The sequence below is a fragment of the Rhizobium sp. No.120 genome (assembly GCF_054558365.1).
The window spans coordinates 908,315-931,374 of the sequence record NZ_BAAJNQ010000002.1 but is presented as its reverse complement, the minus strand read 5'-3'; the positions used below and the strand labels follow the sequence as shown (position 1 = coordinate 931,374).

The window sequence follows — 23,060 nt, the reverse complement described above, 5'->3', positions numbered from 1 at the left end:
TTCGCTGCGCACCTGCTCGCTTGAAGCGATTATTTCCCTTTCGCCCGCTTGGGTCCCGTGCCGGGACGATGCGTTGGCGTATCGAGATGCTCGTAACGTACGCCGGTGAACAACAGTATCTTTGCCTCCACCGGCTCTTTTTGGGCGCGCGGTGGCAGGCGCAATCGCCAATCCGAAAGAGATATGATCTTTGCCATTCTCGTCTCCATTAACGTCTCGAGACGGATGAACCTGCGACCTGATTTCACCCTGCCCGCCACTGAAGCGGGCTAACGCTCCCCTCCATTCCAGCCTTTGTCTTTAGGCTTCAATGGAGGCATCCGCGCCTTCTCACGGCATTTCCCTTACACCGTGGCATGGGCGCCCATTCTGGCTTCCATGCTGTCTTCACACGCGTCAACACTCTGCCAATGGCTACTTACGATGGGAATTCATACATATCGCAGTTAACAGAATGCTAATTCTTGTCGCTTGTCATTTCCGGCATCGTTCGTCATGCCCTATTAACGCTGCGGCGACGGTTTTGGTTTCATCATCAGCGGAAAAATTCCGCCGCTTGCCTTTGCTCGACCATCTAATAAAATCAGATAGTTAACCCAGAACACGACCTACTGGGCAAGGAGGCAAAGCCGCATCGCGTTGCAGAAAAGCGTCACACAAATATTATTTGCGCTCACAAAAAATTAACGTAATGTAAGAATTGAAATGCGAGGGCAATCAATGTTTGCGACGGGCAGCTCCGTCTTTTCACCGGAGGATGTCACGGTCCTGCGCAATGCGCTGGATGGGTGGTGCCTGGAAAAGCGGATCGATATTAAAAGTACGGAAGCGCAGTTCGCGGCCACGGCGGCAATCGGCCTTTTTCAATCCGGCTACAACACCTCGGAAAAGCTACTCGCAGCCTTGCGCGAGCATAAGGGCATCTGAACAATTCCATTTCGTTCGAGAAAGCGGATTTTCGTCTTGCGATACTCCGTTTCCTAACCCTCTGAGAAGAAAGCACCCATAGGTTGAATTTCTCTTTCGGCGGGCGTTTCCGTAGAGGTTTTCCACAGGCGTGCTTGAGCCTAGACCACCGTCCTTGTGGGCAAAGCGCTGCCTCGACCGTCGCGCAAGCTTAACGCGCAATTTTTATTCGGATTTTAATAAAGTTTTCACGAACCATTAACCCTGCCGGCCTTAGTCTTTTGCGAAAGCCATATAAGGACGACCGTGTCCATACCCGTTTCGACAGTCATCACCGAGGTTGCTCCCTTTATCGAGAGAGTCGTCTCGTTCGACTGGAGTGAAGTGAAGCGGGAGCCAAGGTCGACCTTCGGGCTCCCTGCTTTTTTGTTTAGCGTATCGGTATGGGTGTTGGCGTGCGTGATCGGTTTCGAGACCTGGAAGAGCCTGCGACTGTCCGCAAGAAGGACGTGGTTCTAATGGCGACGATCACCAGCTTCGAAGGTATGGGCCATCCGTCTAAATCGGAGCTTCGCCAGTTTGCCGAGCTTTTCACTCCTGTTTTCCAAGCATCTTCGGATGAAGCGAAGCGACAGGCCGTTGCAGCCCTTTCCCAATGCGAGACGGTGCCGCAAGCCGTAGCCCTGTTCATCGGCTGTCAGCCGATCGCCATTGCCGCTCCCTTCCTGACGAGCTCGCAGGCGATCGATGACGATACACTCATCACCATTGCCCGCACGCAAGGGGCGGCTCATGCGCGGGCAATTGTCCGCCGCTCGTCACTCTCTCCCAAGGTCATCGACGCGCTCGTCGGCCTGCATCAGGCCGAACCAGAACGCGGCATGACAGTGGCGGAACAGCCGGCGACCGTCGCTTCATCTCAAGCCGAGGCGACGGAAACCGAACGGCAATCGCGCGAAGAAATCTTGCGCCAGCAGATCAAACAGGCTGCGCGTCATCTGACTCGCGACGACAGCGACCGGCTCGGTCTGCGCAGCCTCAGCGAGACGCAGGAGGCGCTGCTTGTCCGCTTTGCCCGGGAGCGCGATGCGGTGCAATTCGCAACGACGCTCGCCAATGCCCTCTCCTCCAGCTACTGGCTTGCTGAACGCATCCTGCTCGACACCTCGGGGCAACAGCTGGCCGTCACGCTCGTCAGCCTCGGCATGAGCATCGCCGATGCCGTCTACTCGCTGGAGCGCTTCTATCCGCATCTGGCCGAACGGCATGGCAGCGTCAGCCGGGCTTGGCTTGTGCTCGATGATATCGACTCGGAAGAAAGCCAAGCGCGCGTGGAGGCATGGCGTCGCGCCGACAGCTACACTTACCTGCCGCAGGAAAAGCCGACGCAGCGTCCTGTAGCACCACTGTTCGGGCCGAACTCGGTATCCACCCGCACATTGCGCGTGGCAAACCGTCGATAGAGACGGCTCAATCCAGCGGATTGGCGCGGAAACCGGCTAAAGGGACGATATCGCCGATATCGTCCGTTTCGAGCTCGACGACCCATAAATCGGGATCGAACTTCAGCTCGCGGTCAAGAGTTTCGCGGATTTCCCGCGGTTCCTTGCGGTCGACGCGGACTTCGAAAAGCCGCGTCCCGCTCTCCTCCTCATCGAAGAGGCTCTGCGGAGCCGGCGCATACAGGGTCTCTAATCCGTCGCGGAAACGCTGGCGGATGAAGATCGCGCCGGCCTGCTCCTCGCCCTTGCGCTCCACAGCAGCAAAATCGCCCCTGGCGAACAGGCGGCGGATAAGTGCGGAAACAAAAATGTCGCTGCGCAATCTCATGGAGGACCTATAGCGGCGCGGGATCGCCAAGGCAATTGATGCCATCCCATAGCCGATTGTACCAATTCGACGGATAAGAGTTCATACGACACGCTCAAAGCGCGCCGATATCCTGCAGCTTCTTGAGTACCGCCATGTTCGGCTCCCCGGTCTCCGGCAGGCGATAGTGCTTCTGGAAGCGACGGATGGCTGCCTTCGTCTGCTCTCCGGCAACGCCGTCGATGCTGACATTGCTATAGGCGATATTGCTCAGACCCTTCTGGATCTGCATGACCATATTCACCTTGCTGACGGCATCGCTCGGCGTCGCCTTGGCCGCGACTGCACCGGTCCGGATGTTCTTCTCAGCATTCTGGATGGCGGCGGCAACCGGGTCGATCGCATCCGCCGTAGCGGAAATATTGACGGGGCGCGCTGCGGGAACAACGGCTGCCGTGCTCGTCCCACCGCCTGCTGCCTGCGCGTTCGCGGCATTGCTGGCCTTAAGGGCTGCCAGAAGCTCTGGTGTCGGCGTTCCGGTCTGCACGAGGCCGGACGCCTCCTGGAAGAAGAGGATAGCTGATGTGGTCCGCGATCCCGGCTTTCCATCGACGGCGCCGTCATAGAGGCCGTGGCGAATAAGTTCAGCCTGTATATCGGCAATAAGCTTCGACGGCGCGTTGGACGATTGCGCTGCGACCTGGCTGGTTGACGACGGCGGGGCAAGATCGGAAGCCGAATCCTGCCGCTCGATCCGGAAGGTCGTTACATTGCCCGCATCGGCCTGTTGCGCGTGCAAGAAGGATTTGCGGCCGGGGATCTGATAGGGAGACGCCGGATCACGGGTGCGCAATATCGGCGATGGATGCGCGCCCGTCTGATACCAGAGCGCATTGGCGGTGACGAAACCGAAAACCCCGAAGAAGAGTGCGACACCGCCGGCAACTGCAGGATGGCGGCCGACCGCGCTGCCGATCAGAGCAGCGAGAGCGCCGGCACCGCGAAGGCCAAGGCCGCCCAGCGCGGTGCTGCCGCGCAGGCTCAGGCTGCCAAGGGCAACCGCTCCACGGGAAGCGAGGCCGGGCTGCTTGCGCTTGCCCCTTCCTCTTCCCTTAGGCGATTTTCGCTTTTGCGGGGCCATCCATCAGTTCCTTGTTTCGTCCTTCATCCATCTCCACAGTATGTTTCAGGCGCGGCGGAAAATCGACAGGGCGATTGACATCCACAGGCTGCTGCATCGTCACGACACCCGAGCCGTCGAACGGAATGAGGATGGTGATGACCGTACCCTCTCCTGGCGCGCTGGCAATCGAGAAGTTTCCGCCGTGCAGGCCGACGAGCCCCTTGACCAGCGACAGGCCGAGACCGGTGCCGGCGTAACGGCGAGTGTAATCATTCTGGATCTGCACGAAGGGCTGACCAAGCGATGCCAGCCGCTCGCTGGCAATACCGATGCCCGTGTCGCCGATTGACAGTTTCAGCATGCCGTCGGCCATGGCCGCATCGATGGTGATCGCTCCGCCAGCATCGGTGAACTTGATGGCGTTGCCGACGAGGTTGATGAGAATCTGCTGGATCGCACGCTGGTCGGCAACAATCTCGCCAAGGCCGCGCTGGATGCGGCTCGTCAGCGTCAGCCCCTTTTCCTTCGCCTGCAGCCCCAGCATTGCTTCACATGTCGCAATGGTGTCCTCGATCGCGAAGGATTCGAGCAGCAATTCGTAACGGCCGGCCTCAATCTTGCTCATGTCGAGCATGGTGTTGACGACCGACAGAAGATGGGCGCCCGACTGGCGGATCAAGTCGACATATTCGCGCTGACGGTCATTTTCCAGTTTGCCGAAATATTCGCCGCTCAGAATGTCGGAGAAGCCCAGGATGGCGTTAAGCGGCGTACGCAGCTCATGGCTGACGGCAGCGAGGAAGCGTGACTTGGCATCGTTGGCCGATTCCGCTTCGGCCGCCTTGCGCGCCGCATCTTCGCGAAGCTGCTGGTCCTGCGAGATATCGCGCAGCTGCCCGACGATCGCCGCCAGACGCCCTTCGGCATCGCGACGCGCGGTCAGTTCCATCCGCACATGAACGAACTGCTGGTCGCCACCCACGACCGCCGAGCGCTCCAGTCGTAAATCGGCGCTATAGGCATCCCGGCCTTGGCGCAGCACATCGATTGCCTGCAGGAAGACAATTCTGTCGGAGACATGGATCTGCTCGACGAAACCACGCCCAGTAGGGTCGCGCATCCAGCTCAAGAATTCTGCACGGTCACGACCGCCGACCGTGGTTACATTGCCCTGGGAATCAAGCAGCAGGACGAGACCGAAGGCCGACTCCAGCATCAGGTCGCGGTGCTCGACGACAACGGCCTCCGCCGGGCGGGATTCAGGCCGCTGGCGCGACAGCGCGATGCTGCCGACGGCCGAGAAGAGGAAGGCGGCGCAGACCGTGGCCACACCGACAGGCAGCGCCACGGCCGGGCTGGTGATGAAGGAAAGGCCGGTCGGCACGGCAAACAGCGCAACGGAAGAGGCAAGCGCAAGCCGGCGCAGGATCGCCAACTCCTGCCCACGGACTTCGCCATTCCCGCTTGTACGGGAGAGCCAGCTTCGGCCTACCCGGTCCACGAGGGCTTCAGCCCCGACAGAAATGTCACTCAATACGCGCACGCTACAACCCGTCAAAACGGTCACTTATCGGAGTGCACAATAGGCCCCGCCGACTTAAGGAAAGAATAAAAATGGAACGCGCCGGCTAGCCGAAACGGCCTCAAAATCCCGTTTTGGCGCAGAACGAGCGGCCTTTGCTTTTTGTGGTTAACAGCGGGTAAGCAACGGATTTTATTTATATTTCCGTCGTGCGTTAACTTTTGCGACGGTGCCGGCATCCGTAAAGCCCTGCATATCAACGGCATCGGGCGAGACATGCTTAACATCAATTGCTACAATTTGAACCAAACTGCTCTTCAAGGCCGGAAAGCTAAAATTTGAATCAAAATTGCAGAAAATGCTGCCGAGTTTTGAAAAGCGCTGTTGTCCTCTGCCGGATAGGTTCGAACCAGATTGGACGGGCAAGTCCGAATCGGCGGTCGAGCCGAGCGACAGAGAGGATGGGCTAGGCTATGTGGTTTCTGATTAGAGCAGGGTTCTGGTTTTCGCTGGTTCTCATGTTCCTGCCGATCTTTGCAAAGCCTGAGGGTGCTCCCCGGCCGGCAGGTGAAGCGACGCTGCAGGTTTCCGATGCGATTTCAGCCGCCTCTGGCGTCGTTCAATATGTCGGCGCCATGTGCAGCGAGAAGCCGGATGTCTGCGCGAAGGGCGGCGAAACGCTGACGGCGCTCGGCTATCAGGTCGGCGATGGCGCTCGCGTCGCCTACGATATGCTCGGCCGCCACTTCAAGGACCAGCAGTCTGCCGCCGAAGCCAATGTCGCGGCGCCCCACGCCAACGCCGATCAGGTCGCTGCCATGACCCAGCCGATGCCGGCCAAGCGCATTCCCGGCACCGAAACGGCCGATGTCGTTGTGACCGGCACAGTCAAGCTGCCCTCGTCGATTCCGCTGCCAATGCCGCGCCCGCATATCTGACATTTCTTCTATTGGCCCAAACTTCTGCGCCGCAGACCTCTTATGGTCAGCGGCGTTCTTTTTCGTCACGGGTTCAAATCACGTATGGTTTCGCCTATATCCAAGGCAACGGACAATCTGGACTGCTGCAATGACACCGCTTGACAAGATCATCGAAGACTTTTCCTTCCTGGACGAATGGGAGGATCGCTATCGCTTTGTGATCGAGCTCGGCAAGGCTTTGCCTGATCTGCCGGAGGAAAAGCGGACGCTTGAAAACAAGGTCCAGGGCTGTGCGAGCCAGGTCTGGCTCGTCACGCATGCATCTGGCGATCCGGACAATCCGATATTGACCTTTGAAGGCGATTCAGACGCGCATATCGTACGAGGGCTGGTGGCGATCGTACTCGCAACTTATTCCGGAAAGCCAGCTTCGGAAATCGCGGCTCTAGACGCACTCGATGTCTTCGGCAAGATCGGCCTAGTGGAGCATCTCTCTTCGCAGCGCGCCAATGGATTGCGCTCGATGATCAAGCGTATTCGCGAAGAGGCCCGGGTCAGGGCCGCAGCATAGATGGGATTTCAGCAATCGTTGTGGATAACCCGGCCCGAAAGCCGGGTTATCTTCAGCCTGTCATGAAGCCCTTAGCGGGCGCCGCGCTTACGGCGCTGGCCGAGGCCCATTTCCTTTGCAAGGCGTGAACGGGCTTCCGCATAAGCCGGTGCTACCATCGGGTAATCTGCGGCGAGGTCCCATTTTTCACGATACTCTTCCGGCGAGAGGCCGTGATGAGTCATGAGATGGCGCTTCAGAGACTTGAAGCTGCCACCGCATTCGAGGCAGGTAATCTGGTCATCCTGTACGGATTTACGAACGGATACGGCCGGCTTCTGCTTTTCGACCACGGTTACGGCAGGTGCCGGAGCCGAGGTGTTGCTCAAGGCGGAATGTACGTCGGAAATCAAATTCGGAAGGTCGCTGACCGGTACGACATGGTTGCTGACATAGGCCGCAACAATATCGGCAGTCAGTTCAACCAGTAACTCCTGCCCGTTGCCGAGGGCCGCATCTGTCATTGTGTTCTCCTGTTCATCGGCTTGCCTGCTGCGTCCACGCCTCCGAGAGCACGCGGCGCAACGTTGCTATATGATTTGCGCCTGGCTAAGGAAATCTGTTGATTTCTCTATGTACCAGCGCCGAGCAATCCGCGCGAACGCACTGCTCGTATTCGTAGTAGTCAACAGCAAGAAAACAGTGGATAAAGCCAAATTCCCACGAACATGAAATCCACCCCTAGACCTCATGCGAGAGAAAACCGCCCCTTGCCGCCTGACGTCAGAATTAGTGACCCGCGATAGCGATCTTTAATCGCTTACCGGAAGAAAGTTTTGCCCAGCGTTTCATCAAAGAAAGATAAAAGCATCGAGAGCTTAAACCCGGTCGAGACTAACTTAACATCAGAACTCTACTTGAATCTGAATTAGCACTCTTTACCCAAATGTCCAGTTTTTAATCCCTACATTTCTTTGCAAAAAATTCATCTATTAAAAAGCAGGTAACTAATAACGCGAAAAGTTATTCCTAACAGAACAATTTCCGCGTTTGTTAGCCCCTTTTTCTATACCCTCGTACTGCGATTTGCTCTCTTGCGAGCAGTTCATCCCGTACCGAAGGCGGCGTTAGCCGATGGCCTGCCTTGTGTGCCGCACGCGCGAGAAGATGCGCCGCAATGGGCGCCGTCAGGATGAAAAAAACAAATCCGGCCAATGCCCGCGCCAGAACCGACATGTCCTGCGAGTGGATACCGACGGCAAGTAGCAACAGGCCAGAGCCGACGGTGCCCGCCTTCGACGCGGCATGCATGCGACTATAGAGATCGGGCAGTCGCACGATACCAATTGCCGCAATAAGCGAGAACAACGCGCCCGAAAGTAGAAGTACCGTTACTATGACGGCCCAAAGCATATCCACTATCGGCCTCCCTTCTTTCGCCTGTGCTTCCGCATCTTTCTGCCCTCGGCTGCAACGCCCGCACTCTGCCCAGCGCCGATCCGTTCGGTCGCATTCGATTGTGCCTGTGTCAGGATAAAACGTGCGAAGGCGACAGTGGCGAGAAAGCCGACAAGACCAAGCGAAATGGCGATGTCGATATACAGCGTAAACCCGGTCTTGATGGCGATGACAGCGATGAAGCCGATGACGATTGCAACCAGCATGTCGAGTGCTAGAACCCTGTCCGGCAATGTCGGGCCGGCGACGACACGATAGACGGTCAACAGGAAGGCAATGCTCAGAATGCCGAGCGCCACCATGGCAGCGGCCGAAACAACGGATGCGGCGATCATCGGAAAGCCTCCATGATCCGGCGCTCGAAACCATCAGCAATACCGCGCCGGATGGCCTCTGGATCGGAACAATCGAGCGCGTGCACGTAGAGCATTTTGCGGTCGTCGGAAACATCGACGGACAGGGTACCGGGCGTCAACGTGATCAGATTGGCAAGCAGAGTAATTTCGAAATCACGGTCGACCGTCAGCTGAAATGCAAAGATGCCGGGTTTCACATCCATTTTTGGGCTCATGACTGCCACCGCGACCGACCAGGCCGATGTGGCAAGCTCACCCAGAAACAGGAGCAATAGCAAAGCTATTTTGCGCACACGGCCCAGATAGAGCCCGCCTCCATAGGACGCCCGGACGATCGACAGGGCGATTGCCGCCAGGACGAAGCCAAACAGCAAATTGAGGAAAGAAGCGCTGCCCGTGATGGCGACCCAGACAATGGCAAGCAGCAGGTTGAAGACAAGCAGGATCATTGAGCGCCTCCCGCCGCCGGAAAGACGGATTGCAGATAGGCGGTCGGCTGCTGGAGGCCAAGAGCAGCCGCATGTGTCAGATGCAAGAGCCGTTCGGGAAACAAGCCGAAGCCCACGACAAGCAGAGAAAGAGCAAGGAGCGGCAGGGCGGCATGCCATTTCATCCGCTCCGCTGCGGCCTCATCCGCCTCCGCCGCCGGACGCCAATAGGCCAAGAGAAATATCCGTCCGAAAACGATCGTCGTCAGGAAACCGGCTAAAAGGATTGTTGCCGCAAGCCACCAGGCACCTGCCGCAAACGCTGCCTTGACCAGCACGACTTTCGGCCAGAACCCCGAAAAGGGCGGCAGGCCGCTGATGGCGAAGAACAGGACCAGCGAGAGGCCGGAAAACCAGCCGCTTTGCCGGTAGAGCCCCGCAAGAACCGTCAGTGAAAAGCCGCCACCGAGATGTGCCGCCTGCCCCGCAACCAGATAAAGCGCCGTCATCAGCACCATCGAATGCAAGGCGTAGAAGATTGCTCCGCTGAGACCCTCGATACTGCCGAGCGCCACGCCCGCCAGCATCGTGCCGATGCCGGATATGACGATATAGCCGAGCGTTCGGCGGATATCATTTGCGCCCAGCGCGCCCATCACTCCGACAAGCATGGTCACGATGGCGATGATCGTGACAAGCGGGCCGAGGCCCGCCCGCTCGACAGGCAACAGCATGACCAGAACCCGGATCAGCGCATAGATGCCGACCTTGGTCAGAAGGCCGGCAAACAAAGCCGAAACGGTGATGCGCGGCGTGTGGTAGGAAGCCGGGAGCCAGAAATTGACCGGAAAGGCGGCAGCCTTCATGCCAAATGCCAGCAAGAACAGGCCGCCGATCGTCATCAGCGGCGTGTTGCTGTCACCAGCCCTCGCCTTCATAGCGATATCGGCCATGTTGAGCGTGCCGAAAACGGCGTAGAGATAGCCGACTGAGACGAGAAAGAGCGTGGTCGCGATGAGGTTCAATACGGCATATTTCAGCGCACCGTCGATCTGCTCGCGCTCCGAACCGAGAATCAACAGGCCGAAGGACGAGATCAGAAGCACCTCGAACCAGACATAGAGGTTGAAGACGTCGCCTGTCAGAAACGCGCCGCTGACGCCGGCGAGTAGCAGCATCAAGAATGGAAAGAAGCCATATCGCCGGCTGCTCCCGGTAATTTCGCCAAGCGAATAGAAACTTGCCGCGAGCGCAACGGCCGCTGCCGTCAAGGCCATGAGTGCGCCCAGAATATCGACGGTGAAGGCAATGCCAAAGGGCGGCAGCCATCGTCCCATGATCATGGTCATAGGACCGTCGCCAACGACCCGGTAGAGCAAGGCGGCATCAATCAGCACCAGCAGGACAAGACCGGGAATGGCGATCGCGGCATGCCATTGGGTGCGGTTGCGCAGCATCAGAAGGATCGCACCGAGCCCAATGCACAGGGCGACGGGCGAAATGACCAGCCAATGCGCGACGGGGATCGGCGTCGTAACCAGTGCATGGGAAAGATCGATTGCGGTATCCGTGGATCCAGCCATGACGTCAGTACCCTAAGGGCGGCAGCGGCCGCTCCTCCGGTTCGGCGAGCCGCATCTCGTCCGTGTCGTCGGTCTTCAAATCCTGATAGGCTCGGTAGGTCAGGACAAGCAGGAATGCAAGGAACGAGAAGGAAATGACAATCGCCGTCAGGATCAAGGCCTGCGGCAGCGGATTGGCGGCTGCAAGATCCAGCGTTGTCGCGCCTTTCTGAATGATGGGCGGTACTTCGCGCGTGATCCGACCGGCCGTAAACAGCAGAAGGTTGACGGCATTTCCGAGGATGGCGATGCCGAGCATGATGCGGATCGAATACCGCGAGAGCATGAGATAGATGGCGGCGGTGAAGAAGATGCCGACGACGACGGCGAAGACAGCCTCCATCAATCCGCCTCCCGCTCTTCGAGCGCGAGCGCGATCGAGGTGATGGCGCCGACGACAACCAGATAGACGCCGGTATCGAAGAGCATGACTGTGGAGAGCGGCACTTCGATACCGAAGAGATGTGGATAGACCCAGAGGCCAGTCATGAACGGCACGCCGGCAACGATGGACACGATGCCGGCGATGGTCGAGCCTAGCAGGCCGAAACCGGCGATCGCCAACGGATGAAAAAAGATCGCACGGCGCACCGCCGTCACACCGCAAGCAATGCCGTAGATCGCGAGCGCCGAAGCCGCTATCAGACCGCCGATGAAACCGCCGCCGGGCTCATTGTGACCGCGCAGCAGCACGAAGACGGAGAAGAGCAGCATCAGAGCCGTCAGAAATGGCGCGGCGGTGCGGAAGATCAGCGTATTCATAGGCGCCCGGCCTCCGTCCTCTGATCAGGACCGGGCTTATCCTCAAGATCGGGGTCGTTGGTTGCAAGCCTGCGCTCTCCACTGGCCCGGATGCGGATCAGTGCCAGGATCGCAAGACCGGTCACGGCGACCACAGCGATTTCGCCGAGCGTATCCGTACCACGGAAGTCGACGATGATGACGTTGACCACATTATCACCATGCGCAATCAGCTTCGAATATTGATTGAAGAAGGCGGTGAGCGTGAGATCGAATGGCGCTTGGGTCGCTTTCAGCAGCAGGAGCGAAAAACCGCCGCCGCAGGCAATGGCGAGGGCGGCATGGCCGATCCTTGCAAGCGGCGGACGCCTGTCGGAAGGCGAAAGACGCAAGCGCGTCATGACAAGCGCCAGGATCACCACCGAAAGCGTCTCCACCATGAACTGGGTGAAGGAAAGATCCGGCGCACCGAACAGCAGGAAGATGACGGCAACGGCAAAGCCCTGAATGCCGAGCGAAACGATTGCCGTCAGCCGGTCGCCCGCAAACACGACAGCCGCAACGCCGATCACCGCGATCACGAAGATCGTCGCCTCATGCCATTGCAGGTTCGGCCAGGTGGGCATGGCTGGTAGTTCGCCATGGACCACAAGAGGAATCAGCAGCATTGTCGCCAGACAAAGGAAGGTGACCGTGACGTAGATTTCCAGCCGGCCAGGCTGCAGGAAACGAGAGACGGCATGCGACAGTCGCACCAGTCCGGAGATGAAAGCATCGAAGCCATGATCCGGCCCTGGCCCGAGGGCACGCAGGACGACTGACATCAGGAATCGGGCGCTATCGAGCTGCCAATAGACGAGGATGCCAATCAGCACCGTGACCAGCGAGAGCGCCAAAGGCAGACCAAGATGCGGGGCTAGTGACACCGAGATACCCAGCGCCTTTCCGCCCACGGCGCTTGCCATCGGCGAAGAGACATATTCGTGCCAAGGGCCAGAAAACAGCGCCGAAAGGAAGCCGAAAAGAGCAAGCATCACGGGTCCGAGCCAGAGCAATGGGGGCGCCTCATGCGGCGGGTTGGGCGTTTCAGTCCGCGGTCCGATGAAGGGCCTCAGCGCCACGGCGAAAGCAATCGCGAACATCAGCGCATTGCCGGCCACGGCGATGATGTTGAGGATGATCGCAGCCGGCGATGCCTGTGCCAGCGCGGCATAGATTTCTTCCTTGGCAAGAAAGCCGAAAGCCGGCGGCAGACCACCCATCGACACAGCTGCGACAAGCGCGGTCGCAAAGGTCAGCGGCATGGCCGAGCGCAGGCCGCCCAGCCGGGTGATATCGCGCGTTCCCGTTTCATGATCGACGATGCCGGCGACCATGAACAGGGCGCCCTTGAACAGAGAATGCGCCACGAGATAGAGGACGGCGGCCTCGATGGCATAATCCGTGCCGAAACCGGTGAGCATCACCAGCAGACCAAGCGAAGAAACCGTCGTATAGGCAAGCTTCAGCTTCAAGTCGGTCTGGCGAATGGCGAGCAGGGTTCCGACCAGCAGGGTCGCCGCGCCGAAGACCGGCAGGATCGTCTGCCAGGCGGTGGTTTTCCCCATGACCGGATTGAGCCGCATCAAAAGATAAACACCCGCCTTCACCATGGTTGCCGAGTGCAGATAGGCCGACACTGGCGTCGGCGCTTCCATGGCATTCGGCAGCCAGAAGTGAAACGGGAACTGCGCCGATTTGGTGAAGGCGCCACCGAGCACAAGAACAAGGGCGGCAAGGTAGAACGGGCTCGCGCGCAGGACATCGCCAACCTTCAGGAGATCGGACATCGCACCGATGCCGGTGACCTGCCAAATCAGCAGCAGACCCGCCAGCAGGAGCAGCCCGCCGCCGCCGGTGACGACCAGCGCCTGCAGTGCCGCCCGTCGGGACGCCTCCCGATGATGAGCAAAGCCGATCAGCAGGAAAGAGGTGATCGAGGTCAACTCCCAGAAGACAAAGAGTGTCAGGAAGCTGTCCGCGACGACGAGGCCGAGCATCGAGCCCATGAAAAGAAAGATGAAAGAGAAGAAGCGGCCGAGGTCGGCATGCCCCTTCAGATAACCGCCGGCATAAAGCACGATCAGCGTACCGATGCCGGTGATGAGCAGAGCAAAGGTCAGCGACAGGCCGTCAATCAGCCAGGAAAACCGAAGATCAAGGCTCGGCACCCAATCGAAACCGCCAAGCTGCACGTGACCGGCGGCGACGGTGGGAAGGAAGCTCGAAAAATGCACAAAGGCGAGAGCGGGGAGCAGCGCCAGGAGCCATGCCGCGTTATGGCCCAAACGGCGAACGACAACCGGCGCGATCAGCGCACCGAGAAAGGGCAGGCATAGAGCCAGGAATGTCAGGCCCGCGGTGGCGGCGGCCATGCTCCCCCCTTTTCGAACGATCATGCGGAATCCGGCAAAGCCGGAACTGATTTGAAGGGATAGGCGAAAGGACCCACGGCCTCAAGCCCTGGCAAGGGAAAAGCGGACTTAAACCACTGAAATCGATTTTTGCTAACAACGACGGTAGAGGTTGCGGGGCATGACAGAATGGTCCGGAAACCCACAATGCCAGTTTGAACGTAGCATCATTGCCAAATTCCTGCCATTCCTGCATGGGTCGCAATGAAGTTGTAATGAATTTACGCTAATTTATCGGTATTTTCTGAACCGCTATGGAAATTGCGCTCAAAAAAGCGCTAATCTTGATCGGTTTGCAGATCCTGCCTCCCGGAAACCGCAATGCTTGCCCGTGTCATTACCCTGCTGCTCCTTTCGACCATCCCGGTCTCTGCCGCGGACTGGTGGTCCTATGACAATGCAGGTCTCGGTTATTCGATCGAGCTGCCCTCGGAATTCCACCTTGTCGCCTCTCCCGAGGATGCCGATCGACTTTCGCTGTCGCCGGCAGATCGCTCCGCGTCGCTACAGGTCTTCGGCACGGTGGTGGCGAATGGCGATTTCACATCGGAAGCAAACGGGCGCGTGGCGCTCGCCAGAGACCAGGGCTGGAAAATTTCCTATTCGAAATCGAACTCGCGAGGCATCAGCTTTTCCGGCACCAAGCAGGGGCGCATCGTCTATGTGCGTGGGGTCGCGCTTTGCAACGGAGCCGCCGCCTTCTTCCAGATGGATTATTCGAAGGCCGATATGCAGCGCTATGACGCCGTCGTCATGCGCCTGGTGCGCAGCCTGCGTTCGACCCGAAAATGCACTCCGACAGCCGAGATCGTCAAAAATTTTCCGGCGACAGGCTGAAGCAGGTCAGCACCGCCGAATAGTGCACCGCGGCGGCGGTAACGACGAAGCCATGCCAGATGGCGTTCTGGAAACGCAGCTTTTCCCATACATGAAAGACCACGCCGAACGAATAGATCACGCCTCCGATGACAATAAGCATCATCGAGGCAAACGGAATATGCATGGAGACAGGCTTGGCGACGAGGATGCCGCTCCAGCCCATCGCAAGGTAGAGCAGGATCGCCAGCCGGTCGAAGCGCCCCGGAAATAGGACTTTCAGGATGATGCCGAAGGCCGCAAAGACCCACACGGCGATTAGCACGCCCAAAAGCAGCGGATCTTCAGATCCCCGCTCCAGAAAAGGCGTATAGGTAGCGGCGATCAGGACATAGATGAAGGAGTGATCGAAGCGGCGGAGAAACCATTTCGTCTTGGATACGGGCCATAAATTGTAGGTGAACGACATTCCAAGCGTCAGCACCAGACCGACGCCGTAGATCCAGGCGGCAGCCATGCCGCCATAGGAACTCCAGACCGTCGCATAGAAGATTAATACGGTGGCGCCGATCAGGGCCAAGACCACGCCGACACCATTGACGATGCCATCCGCGATAATCTCATATCTGTCATAGGCCCAACGGATGCCTCTATATTCGGTCATTTCATCCGGTTCCGTTTCCGTAACGCATCGATCCTGGCACCGGAGCGAAGAGGACGCAACTGCGCCAAACGTGCGCATCGATCAATCTTGGTGAACGGCGTACTTTCGGCCTGCTCATCCCTCGTCAATGGAAAGCGAACGCTCAATCCGCAATTTGTAGCCTTATGTGAACAATCGAAATCCGCCATAAGTGTGTGCAAGTACAGCGAGCCAGGAGATATCAGAGGCACATCAATCGGCGAGAACCCTCCAGCCCGCTAGCGGCGGCTCCTGCCGTCGACGCCGGATTGCCTCTTCAAGATCATCGATGATTGGAACTGATCGCATGACCGAAACTACCCCCTCCTACGCCTTGACCCGTCCCGCCTATGTCGGCGCGTCCCATCTTGTCGTTACAGACCTGCCGCTCGTGTCGCGCTTCTATCAGGATATGCTTGGCCTGAAGGTCATCGAGAAAACGGCGAGTGGTGAAGTTCTGGGCGTCGCCGGTCATCCCCTCCTGACGCTGACGACGGATCGGGCCGCGGCACGCGCGCCAAGAACGGCCGCCGGTCTGTTCCATACGGCCTTCCTGCTGCCGAGCCGTGTCGAGCTGGCGCGCTGGCTTCGCCATGCTGCCCAAAACAATGTCGTGCTGGAAGGCGCTTCGGACCATATCGTCAGTGAAGCCATTTACCTCTCCGACCCCGAAGGCAACGGCATCGAGATCTATGCCGACCGGCCGCATGAGCAATGGAGGTTTCACGACGACGGCACGGTGGAGATGGCCACGCTCCGGCTCGATCTGCAAAAGCTCTACGAAAGTGCCCCGCAGGATCGGTGGGAAGGCATGGCTGAAGGATCGGCCATCGGCCATATCCACCTACAGGTCGGCGACGTGGCCGAAGCGAACGCCTTCTATCGAGACGTGCTCGGCATGAAGGTCATGGCGGCGCGCTATCCGGGTGCGACCTTCCTTGCTACCGGCGGCTACCACCATCATCTCGGCGCCAATACATGGAATAGCCGCGGCGCCGGCGTGCGCAGTGAGCATATGACCGGCCTTTCCGACTATACGCTGCGCTTCAACGACAAAGCTGCGCTCGACCAGGCAGTCGCGGCTTTGGAGAAGCACGAGATCAAGACCGAGAAACGTGATGGCGGCATATCGCTGCGCGACCCCTGGGGCATCGGTCTCAACCTGCACGTCTGATTTGCTTCTATTCGCTATCGCTTCATGCCCATTACGGAACCGGAACAAGCTTTTCGGCGTTTGAGCAGAAAGGCGATCGTGCCTTCAGGAACCCGCAGGGCATGGAAGTCGATAAAATCGTCACACAGCGATCGGAAGCAACAATTGTACGCGATGGCAGGTCCGACGCGGAACGCGACGATGACCGCGGCGAAGACAGTATTTTCGACATGTCCCATGGATCGAGGCGCGGCAGGCTTGTTGTCGCCGCCTCGTGGGCGACAATAGGCATCTTCCTCATCCTCGCCTTGGCTGGCGTCTACATGATGTCGCTGATCCTTATTCCGGTGACGCTAGCGGTCGTCGTCGGCATGATTCTTGGACTTGCGGCAGAGAAGCTCAGCAAGCTCGGCGTACCTCGTGTTCTGAATGCTATCCTCCTTTCATCGGGCGTCGCGCTGGTTATCTTCCTTATTGTCAATGCCCTTGCCGGACCTGTAGCCACGCTCGCACAGGAGCTGCCCGATTTCGTCCAACAGACCTCCGACCGGCTGATGCCCTATCTCGGCCGTTTCAAATGGCTACATATCTCGTCCGAAACATTTCAGGGCAGCCCTGTCTCGATCAGCACCCTGCTCGAAAATAGCGGCAATGTGCTGCATCTCGTATCCACGAGCCTCACGCCCGCAATCGTACAGATCCTGATTTTCTTTGCTGCCTTACTGCTATTCCTCGCCGGCAGGGTGAGCTTGCGCAAGACGATCATTATGACCTTTTCCACGAGAGCATCCCGCCTCGCAGCAATCCGTATCATCAATGCCGTGGAGCGGGTGCTGGGCTTTTATTTCGCGACCGCGTCGTTGATCTATGTCGGAATAGGCGTTGCGATGACTATGATCGCCTATGTCGGCGGGATGAGCCTGCCGATTCTCTGGGGCGTTTTCGCCTTTCTATCCAGCTTCATCCCGTTCCTTGGCGTAACCGCGATGACGCTCTCGCTAGCAATCGCGGGCATCGTCACGCATTCAGAAATCATTTTCGGCCTGGCGCCGGCCATAGCTTTTTTCGGGGTACATATGGCCGTGGAAAACCTAGTATTTCCGGCAGTCATGGGACGTCAGTTGGAGCTCAATCCCTTTGTCGTCTTCCTTGCCATCATCTTCTGGACATGGATGTGGGGCGCCGTCGGTGCCATGCTCGCTCTGCCGCTGTCGCTGATCGTCATGACGGTCATCGACGAGCTTTTCATCGAGGAAAAAGCCCAGCCTCAATTGCCGGGTTAGAGCATTGTCTTTTATCACCCGCACGGAAGAACGCGGCGCACTATTCCTGGAAATATTCTGGCCGATCTGGCGATCAGTTCGTAGTGTCGTCATCGCCCTTTTCGGCGATATCCTGTAGGCGAACGAAGTTAACGCCCTTCGCCTTCAACGCGAGAATGCTGGCCGCAACCCCCTCACCCGCCGCATGCGTCGGCTGGTTGATATGGGAGATGATGACGTCCCCATCCCTCGCGGAGGCATATTGCTTTTCCACCATCTTGGCCGGCAGAAGCGACCCGCTGTCGCCATTCACGGAATAACCGGCAATCCGATAGCCCATTCCGCGGATCTGCATAATAGCGGCAGGCGTGTATTTCGCGGTCGCGCCGCGGAACCAGCGCGGCTGTGGAATGCCGGCTGCGATCATGGCGTCCGCACCGCCCTTCACCTCCTGGGCGACCGCCTGTGGCGAGCCAGCAGCGGCGATACCGTAAACTTTGGTCGGAACATCGACGGCGGGGATATGGTTTTGACCGTGATTTTCCAGCTCGAAGAGATCCGGATGCGCAAGGAAGACCTTCAAAGCGTCCGGATTGGTCCGAAGCCAGCGCGCGGTGACGAAGATCGTCGCCGGAATGCGCTGATTGACGAGGGTGCTCAAGATGCGCGGATCAGTCTTGCCCATGCAGGCATCGAAGGTAAGCGCAATGCGGAGCGCTCCCTTTCCCGCACGATCGACATGCAGATGTGGCTCGACGAGCTTGATCTTCGAAACCGGGGCCTTCGGCGGCAATTGCGGCCAACCGGCAGGCGGCTGCTCGACCTGGGCGGCAAACGCAGCACTTGCGGCAAGCAGAATGATGGAAGTCAGCAAAAGGCGTTTCATCGGGCAGCCACCGGATCGGTCAAACAAATGAAATCTGCCGGCAGGAGGATGGTGCCATCCCACCGCAACGCCCGCCATCATTCGGCAACACGCCGGAAATATGGCGGACTGGCTGCATTATGCCATTTCACATCGGAAATGCATCAGGCGTGAAAGCTGCAAAGCACGGGCTTCAACGTCCTCGCGTCTATGCTACGATTGATATGCGATTGGCGTGACACTATCTGCGTATTTTTCCGTGCTCCCAAAGAGAGACATGTATGAGTCGCGATCCCTATGAAGTCTTAGGCGTAAAGCGGGACGCCCCGCAAAAGGACATTCAAAGCGCCTATCGCAAGCTTGCCAAGAAGCTGCACCCCGACCTTAACCCCGGCGACAAGCAAGCCGAGGACAAGTTCAAAGAGGTCTCAGCCGCCTACGGCATTCTCGGCGACGAGGAGAAGCGTGGGCGGTTCGACCGCGGCGAGATCGACAGCAGCGGTGCCGAGCAGGCGCCGCGCAACTACTACCGTGATTATGCAGCGCAGGAGGGGCAGCGCGGCCGCTATCAGAATGCGGGCGGCTTTGCCGATTTTGGCGATGCCGACGATATATTTTCCAGCTTCTTCTCGCGGCGCAGCCGAGGCCAATCGCAAATGCAGGGTCAAGACCATCACTATACGATGGAGGTCGATTTTCTCGATGCCATCAACGGCGCCAAGAAGCAGATCAACCTGCCGGACGGGCCTGCCCTGGACGTTCAAATTCCGCCGGGAACGCGCGATGGGCAAACGCTTCGGCTGAAGGGCAAGGGCGATCCTGGTTTCAACGGCGGCAAGCCCGGAGATGCGCTAATTGCAGTACACGTGCGCCCGCACCGTTTCTATACCCGCGATGGCGACGATATCCGGATGGAATTGCCGATTTCGCTGAGCGAGGCCGTGCTGGGCGGCAAGATCCGGGTTCCGACACCCTCGGGTGCAGTGACAGTGACGCTCCCGCCGAACTCCAATACCGGCAAGGTACTGCGTCTGAAGGGCAAGGGCGCACCCGTGCGCGGCAAAGATAATGGCGATGCCTATGTCTCGCTGAAGATCGTACTCCCAGATGCGCCGGATCCCGAGCTGACGCGCTTCGTTTCCGAATGGGAGGCAGGCAAGGCGCAGGATCCCAGAAAGACCATGGGAGGGTAAGCGATGAACGAGAACGAGTTTCGACTTCACCTCCGGATCGAAACCACGGTGCTGGAAGTCTGGATATCCCAGGGCTGGGTCGTGCCCGAAGTCACCGATCAGGGCCGCAACTTCCACGAAGCCGACATTGCGCGCGGCCGTCTCATCCTCGATCTCAGCAAATCGATGGGCGTCAACGAGCCCGGCGTCGATGTCGTTATGGATCTGGTGGATCAACTTCACAGCCTCAGAGCGACCCTGCGCGACCTGACGGACGCTGTGTGCCGGCAACCGCCCGATGTGCAGGACCACATCCTGTCGGAGCTGACACGTTTGGAATCGCTGAGACGGCGATAAGGTAGGAAACTACCTCAGGATAGAGTGTGGCCGCCATGAAGTGATGTCCGGGGGCGGCCCCTGCCGCTTTATCCGGGCGCTCAATCGTAAAGATAATGCTCCTGCCAGGCGTCGCGCGGCACCTTGTCGCCGATCTGATAGCTCAGATCGCGGACATGGATGTGCTGAGGCCCCGTCACGCACGTATACGAGAGGTGGTACCAGTCGCCCTTGCTGCGAAAGACCGCGCCGGGCGCGTTCATGGCATCCGGCTTCATATCCGGATCGCCGAAAGTATAGGCGATCACCTTGTCCGGCTTGAAACCCGTCTTGTCCGTGCCGATTCGCTTCATGGCTTCTGCATCGCACGCCTGCTCCATTCGTTCCGACGGATCGAGCTTCTCCAACTGCTTCTTGATAGCCGCATCGACGGCAAAAGCGGAGGTGGCGACGCTAACCAATGGAATCAGGATGGCGAAGAGTTTCAGCATGAAGACCGGTCCCTTGCATTGTTTTGGATTTGAGTGCGTCCGCTCCATTAGAGAAGGCTTTAACCGCCTTCATGTCGACGCACTGTATGCCCACTTCGATAAAGAATGTGGTCTCATCAAGGCAGCGCCGCGACGCGGTCTCCCGCAAGCTGCCTGTTCGAGTAAAACTAATATCGGCTGCTCGCATGAAGCTGGAGGGAGCGGACTTGCCGCTTGAACCTCACCTCGCTGCCCTCTATTTCTCTCTTCACTTCACCTCCGACTTTCACTCCAGAGAAAGCGCTCCTCGTGTCAGTTTTCAAGAATCTTCCCACCCCGCCCGCCGCTCCGAAAAAACCGTTTACGGATACACGTCATGGCATTACCCGCACCGACGATTATGCGTGGCTGCGGGCCGACAACTGGCAGGCGATGTTTAAGGACCCGTCGATCCTGGCGCCGGAAATCCGGTCGCATCTGGAGGCGGAAAACGCATACATGAACGCCGCGATGGCGGACACGAAGGAGCTGCAGAAGGTTCTCTTTGCCGAGATGAAGGGCCGTATCAAGGAAGACGACAGCTCGATACCGATGAAGGATGGGCCCTACGCTTACGGCACACTCTTCGTCACCGGCGGCGAACAGCCCCACTTCTTCCGCGAGCCGCGCAATGGCGGCGATCGCAAGCTGCTGCTGAATGGCGACAAGGAGAATGAGGGAAAATCCTATTTCCGACTTTCCGGCCTCGATCATTCCTCCGATCACAGCCACGGCATCTGGGGCTATGACGACAAAGGATCGGAATATTTCACGCTGAAGATCCGCAACTTCGAGACCGGCGAAGATCTGGCCGATGTGATCGAGAATACGGGCGGCGATGCCGTCTGGGCGCCCGATGGCAAGAGCTTCTTCTATACGCTGCAGGACGAGAACCACCGCCCCTCGAAGATCTTCCATCACATCATCGGCACGCCGCAGTCGGACGACCGGCTCGTCTACGAGGAGGAGGATCCAGGCTTCTTCATGGGCGTCGGCGGCTCACTGCTCGACGATTACATCTTCATCGATATCCACGATCACGAGACCAGCGAATACCGCATCATCCCGACCTCGGATCTCACCGCCGAGCCCAAGATCGTGGCCGAGCGCGAAACCGAGATCGAATATGAGATCAGCGAAGGCGGAGACGTCTTCTACATTCTCACCAATGACGGCGACGCCAAGGATTTCAAGATCATGGAAGCGCCGGCAGAGAACCCAGGCAAGGAAAACTGGCGTGAGGTCGTGCCCCATAAGCCGGGCACGCTGATCCTCAGCCATCTCGCCTATGCCCGCCATCTCCTCTGGCTGGAGCGCAAGGACGGCCTGCCGCGCATCATCATCCGCGACCGCCGCACCGGCGAGGAACACGCGATCGCCTTCGAGGAAGAGGCCTATGCGCTCGGCCTGCAGGGTGCGGCGGAATACGACACGGATGTCATCCGTTTCTCCTACTCCTCGATGACGACGCCAAGCCAGCTTTACGACTACAACATGGTGACGCGCGAGCGCACGCTGCTGAAGACGCAGGAAGTGCCCTCCGGCCACAATCCGGAAGACTATGTGACGCGCCGCGTCTTCGCACCCGCGTGGGATGGCGAGACAGTGCCGGTGACGCTGCTTTATCGCAAAGACACGCCGCTCGACGGCTCAGCCCCCTGCCTTCTCTATGGCTACGGCGCTTACGGGGTTACGATCCCGGCCGGTTTCAACACCAATTGCCTGTCGCTCGCCGATCGCGGCTTCGTCTATGCTGTCGCCCATATCCGGGGCGGCAAGGACAAGGGCTTTGCCTGGTACGAAGACGGCAAGATGGAAAAGAAGACCAATACCTTCAAGGACTTCATCGCAGCCGCCGACTATTTGAATCAGCAGAAGTTCACCTCTTACGCGAAGATCATCGCTGAAGGCGGATCGGCTGGCGGCATGCTGATGGGGGCCGTCGCCAACATGGCGCCGGAAAAATTCGCCGGTATCATCGCCGCAGTGCCCTTCGTCGACGTGCTCAACACTATGCTCGACGACACCCTGCCGCTGACGCCGCCGGAATGGCCGGAATGGGGCAACCCGATCGAGAGCAAGGAAGAGTACGAGCAGATCGCCGCCTATAGCCCTTATGACAACGTCGGCGAGAAGCCCTATCCGCCGATCCTGGCGCTCGGCGGCCTCACCGACCCACGCGTCACCTATTGGGAGCCGGCCAAGTGGGTCGCCAAGCTACGTGACAAGACGACGAGCGAAGCGCCCATTCTCCTGAAGACCAACATGGATGCCGGCCATGGCGGCGCTTCCGGTCGCTTCCAGCGCCTTGAGGAAGTGGCGTTCGAATATGCGTTCGCCGTCAAGGTCGCCGAAAAGATGTAGGCCGGACAGGTGA

The 23,060-nt window shown here is 58.7% G+C and carries 25 protein-coding genes; 10 read left to right on the top strand and 15 right to left on the bottom strand.

Going from position 1 to position 23,060, the window contains the following annotated elements; genetic code table 11:
* Positions 1-29: 29 nt before the first annotated feature.
* On the bottom strand, positions 30-197 hold the full coding sequence (locus tag ACYJRZ_RS10265) for a hypothetical protein (RefSeq protein ID WP_167078219.1): 168 nt from the start codon (positions 195-197) through the stop codon (positions 30-32).
* Positions 198-720: 523 nt separating this feature from the next.
* Here ACYJRZ_RS10265 and ACYJRZ_RS10260 point away from each other — a divergent pair.
* Both ACYJRZ_RS10260 and ACYJRZ_RS10255 read left to right on the top strand, forming a co-directional pair.
* Positions 721-927: a hypothetical protein gene (locus tag ACYJRZ_RS10260; protein WP_015339216.1), complete on the top strand. Its 207-nt coding sequence runs from the start codon at positions 721-723 to the stop codon at positions 925-927.
* 434 nt (positions 928-1,361) lie between these two features.
* Positions 1,362-2,369: a DUF2336 domain-containing protein gene (locus tag ACYJRZ_RS10255; RefSeq protein ID WP_459458546.1), complete on the top strand. Its 1,008-nt coding sequence runs from the start codon at positions 1,362-1,364 to the stop codon at positions 2,367-2,369.
* A 7-nt stretch (positions 2,370-2,376) separates the two neighbouring features.
* Here the strand turns inward: ACYJRZ_RS10255 and ACYJRZ_RS10250 are convergent, their stop codons facing one another.
* The 3 genes from ACYJRZ_RS10250 to ACYJRZ_RS10240 form a co-directional block, all read right to left on the bottom strand.
* The gene (locus ACYJRZ_RS10250) at positions 2,377-2,736 is read right to left on the bottom strand and encodes a DUF1491 family protein (protein ID WP_459458748.1); all 360 of its coding nucleotides are present in this window, start codon (positions 2,734-2,736) and stop codon (positions 2,377-2,379) included.
* A 94-nt stretch (positions 2,737-2,830) separates the two neighbouring features.
* The gene (locus ACYJRZ_RS10245; protein ID WP_459458544.1) at positions 2,831-3,856 is read right to left on the bottom strand and encodes a peptidoglycan-binding domain-containing protein; all 1,026 of its coding nucleotides are present in this window, start codon (positions 3,854-3,856) and stop codon (positions 2,831-2,833) included.
* Complete coding sequence (locus ACYJRZ_RS10240) at positions 3,828-5,381, bottom strand: sensor histidine kinase (RefSeq protein WP_459458542.1); 1,554 nt, start codon at positions 5,379-5,381, stop codon at positions 3,828-3,830. The genes ACYJRZ_RS10245 and ACYJRZ_RS10240 overlap by 29 nt, the downstream gene beginning before the upstream one ends.
* 452 nt (positions 5,382-5,833) lie before the next feature.
* On the opposite strand from ACYJRZ_RS10240, the gene ACYJRZ_RS10235 reads away from it, so the two are divergent.
* Together ACYJRZ_RS10235 and ACYJRZ_RS10230 are read left to right on the top strand one after the other, a co-directional pair.
* Positions 5,834-6,298: a DUF5330 domain-containing protein gene (locus ACYJRZ_RS10235; RefSeq protein ID WP_459458540.1), complete on the top strand. Its 465-nt coding sequence runs from the start codon at positions 5,834-5,836 to the stop codon at positions 6,296-6,298.
* A 130-nt stretch (positions 6,299-6,428) separates the two neighbouring features.
* Complete coding sequence (locus ACYJRZ_RS10230; RefSeq protein ID WP_459458538.1) at positions 6,429-6,851, top strand: SufE family protein; 423 nt, start codon at positions 6,429-6,431, stop codon at positions 6,849-6,851.
* A gap of 71 nt (positions 6,852-6,922) precedes the next feature.
* On the opposite strand, the gene ACYJRZ_RS10225 is transcribed toward ACYJRZ_RS10230, so the two are convergent.
* From ACYJRZ_RS10225 to ACYJRZ_RS10190, 8 genes are all read right to left on the bottom strand, one after another.
* Entirely contained in the window at positions 6,923-7,354 is a 432-nt protein-coding gene (locus tag ACYJRZ_RS10225) for a Ros/MucR family transcriptional regulator (RefSeq protein WP_106997318.1), read from the bottom strand.
* Between the two features lie 529 nt (positions 7,355-7,883).
* The gene (mnhG, locus tag ACYJRZ_RS10220) at positions 7,884-8,243 is read right to left on the bottom strand and encodes a monovalent cation/H(+) antiporter subunit G (RefSeq protein ID WP_459458746.1); all 360 of its coding nucleotides are present in this window, start codon (positions 8,241-8,243) and stop codon (positions 7,884-7,886) included.
* 5 nt (positions 8,244-8,248) lie between these two features.
* Positions 8,249-8,623, bottom strand: a complete 375-nt coding sequence (locus tag ACYJRZ_RS10215; protein ID WP_459458535.1) for a cation:proton antiporter — start codon at positions 8,621-8,623, stop codon at positions 8,249-8,251.
* The gene (locus tag ACYJRZ_RS10210; protein WP_459458533.1) at positions 8,620-9,093 is read right to left on the bottom strand and encodes a Na+/H+ antiporter subunit E; all 474 of its coding nucleotides are present in this window, start codon (positions 9,091-9,093) and stop codon (positions 8,620-8,622) included. Before ACYJRZ_RS10210 ends, ACYJRZ_RS10215 begins: the two co-directional genes overlap by 4 nt.
* Positions 9,090-10,655, bottom strand: a complete 1,566-nt coding sequence (locus tag ACYJRZ_RS10205) for a Na+/H+ antiporter subunit D (protein ID WP_459458531.1) — start codon at positions 10,653-10,655, stop codon at positions 9,090-9,092. Before ACYJRZ_RS10205 ends, ACYJRZ_RS10210 begins: the two co-directional genes overlap by 4 nt.
* 4 nt (positions 10,656-10,659) lie before the next feature.
* Positions 10,660-11,037, bottom strand: a complete 378-nt coding sequence (locus ACYJRZ_RS10200; protein ID WP_459458529.1) for a Na+/H+ antiporter subunit C — start codon at positions 11,035-11,037, stop codon at positions 10,660-10,662.
* Entirely contained in the window at positions 11,037-11,456 is a 420-nt protein-coding gene (locus tag ACYJRZ_RS10195) for a Na+/H+ antiporter subunit B (protein WP_459458527.1), read from the bottom strand. The genes ACYJRZ_RS10200 and ACYJRZ_RS10195 overlap by 1 nt, the downstream gene beginning before the upstream one ends.
* Positions 11,453-13,849: a putative monovalent cation/H+ antiporter subunit A gene (locus ACYJRZ_RS10190; protein WP_459458525.1), complete on the bottom strand. Its 2,397-nt coding sequence runs from the start codon at positions 13,847-13,849 to the stop codon at positions 11,453-11,455. Before ACYJRZ_RS10190 ends, ACYJRZ_RS10195 begins: the two co-directional genes overlap by 4 nt.
* 360 nt (positions 13,850-14,209) lie before the next feature.
* On the opposite strand from ACYJRZ_RS10190, the gene ACYJRZ_RS10185 reads away from it, so the two are divergent.
* The gene (locus tag ACYJRZ_RS10185; RefSeq protein WP_459458523.1) at positions 14,210-14,725 is read left to right on the top strand and encodes a hypothetical protein; all 516 of its coding nucleotides are present in this window, start codon (positions 14,210-14,212) and stop codon (positions 14,723-14,725) included.
* Here the strand turns inward: ACYJRZ_RS10185 and trhA are convergent.
* The gene (trhA, locus tag ACYJRZ_RS10180; RefSeq protein WP_459458521.1) at positions 14,700-15,368 is read right to left on the bottom strand and encodes a PAQR family membrane homeostasis protein TrhA; all 669 of its coding nucleotides are present in this window, start codon (positions 15,366-15,368) and stop codon (positions 14,700-14,702) included. The genes ACYJRZ_RS10185 and trhA overlap by 26 nt on opposite strands.
* 325 nt (positions 15,369-15,693) lie before the next feature.
* Between trhA and ACYJRZ_RS10175 the strand changes: the two genes are divergently transcribed.
* Positions 15,694-16,560 carry a VOC family protein gene (locus ACYJRZ_RS10175; protein ID WP_459458519.1) on the top strand — a complete coding sequence of 289 codons (867 nt, stop codon included), beginning with the start codon at positions 15,694-15,696 and terminating at the stop codon, positions 16,558-16,560.
* 101 nt (positions 16,561-16,661) lie between these two features.
* Positions 16,662-17,822, top strand: a complete 1,161-nt coding sequence (locus ACYJRZ_RS10170) for an AI-2E family transporter (RefSeq protein ID WP_459458517.1) — start codon at positions 16,662-16,664, stop codon at positions 17,820-17,822.
* A gap of 73 nt (positions 17,823-17,895) precedes the next feature.
* On the opposite strand, the gene ACYJRZ_RS10165 is transcribed toward ACYJRZ_RS10170, so the two are convergent.
* Positions 17,896-18,687 (bottom strand): polysaccharide deacetylase family protein, encoded by a 792-nt coding sequence (locus ACYJRZ_RS10165; RefSeq protein ID WP_459458515.1) that lies wholly within the window; start codon positions 18,685-18,687, stop codon positions 17,896-17,898.
* Between the two features lie 260 nt (positions 18,688-18,947).
* Here ACYJRZ_RS10165 and ACYJRZ_RS10160 point away from each other — a divergent pair, with 260 nt between their 5' ends.
* Both ACYJRZ_RS10160 and ACYJRZ_RS10155 read left to right on the top strand, forming a co-directional pair.
* Positions 18,948-19,859, top strand: a complete 912-nt coding sequence (locus tag ACYJRZ_RS10160) for a DnaJ C-terminal domain-containing protein (protein ID WP_459458513.1) — start codon at positions 18,948-18,950, stop codon at positions 19,857-19,859.
* A gap of 3 nt (positions 19,860-19,862) precedes the next feature.
* A complete protein-coding gene (locus ACYJRZ_RS10155; protein WP_459458511.1) occupies positions 19,863-20,195 on the top strand; it encodes a chaperone modulator CbpM in 333 nt (110 codons plus the stop codon).
* 80 nt (positions 20,196-20,275) lie between these two features.
* Here ACYJRZ_RS10155 and ACYJRZ_RS10150 read toward each other — a convergent pair whose 3' ends face one another.
* Positions 20,276-20,665: a DUF930 domain-containing protein gene (locus tag ACYJRZ_RS10150; RefSeq protein ID WP_069616056.1), complete on the bottom strand. Its 390-nt coding sequence runs from the start codon at positions 20,663-20,665 to the stop codon at positions 20,276-20,278.
* Positions 20,666-20,953: 288 nt separating this feature from the next.
* On the opposite strand from ACYJRZ_RS10150, the gene ACYJRZ_RS10145 reads away from it, so the two are divergent.
* A complete protein-coding gene (locus tag ACYJRZ_RS10145; protein WP_459458509.1) occupies positions 20,954-23,047 on the top strand; it encodes a S9 family peptidase in 2,094 nt (697 codons plus the stop codon).
* The last annotated feature ends 13 nt before the right edge of the window (positions 23,048-23,060 follow it).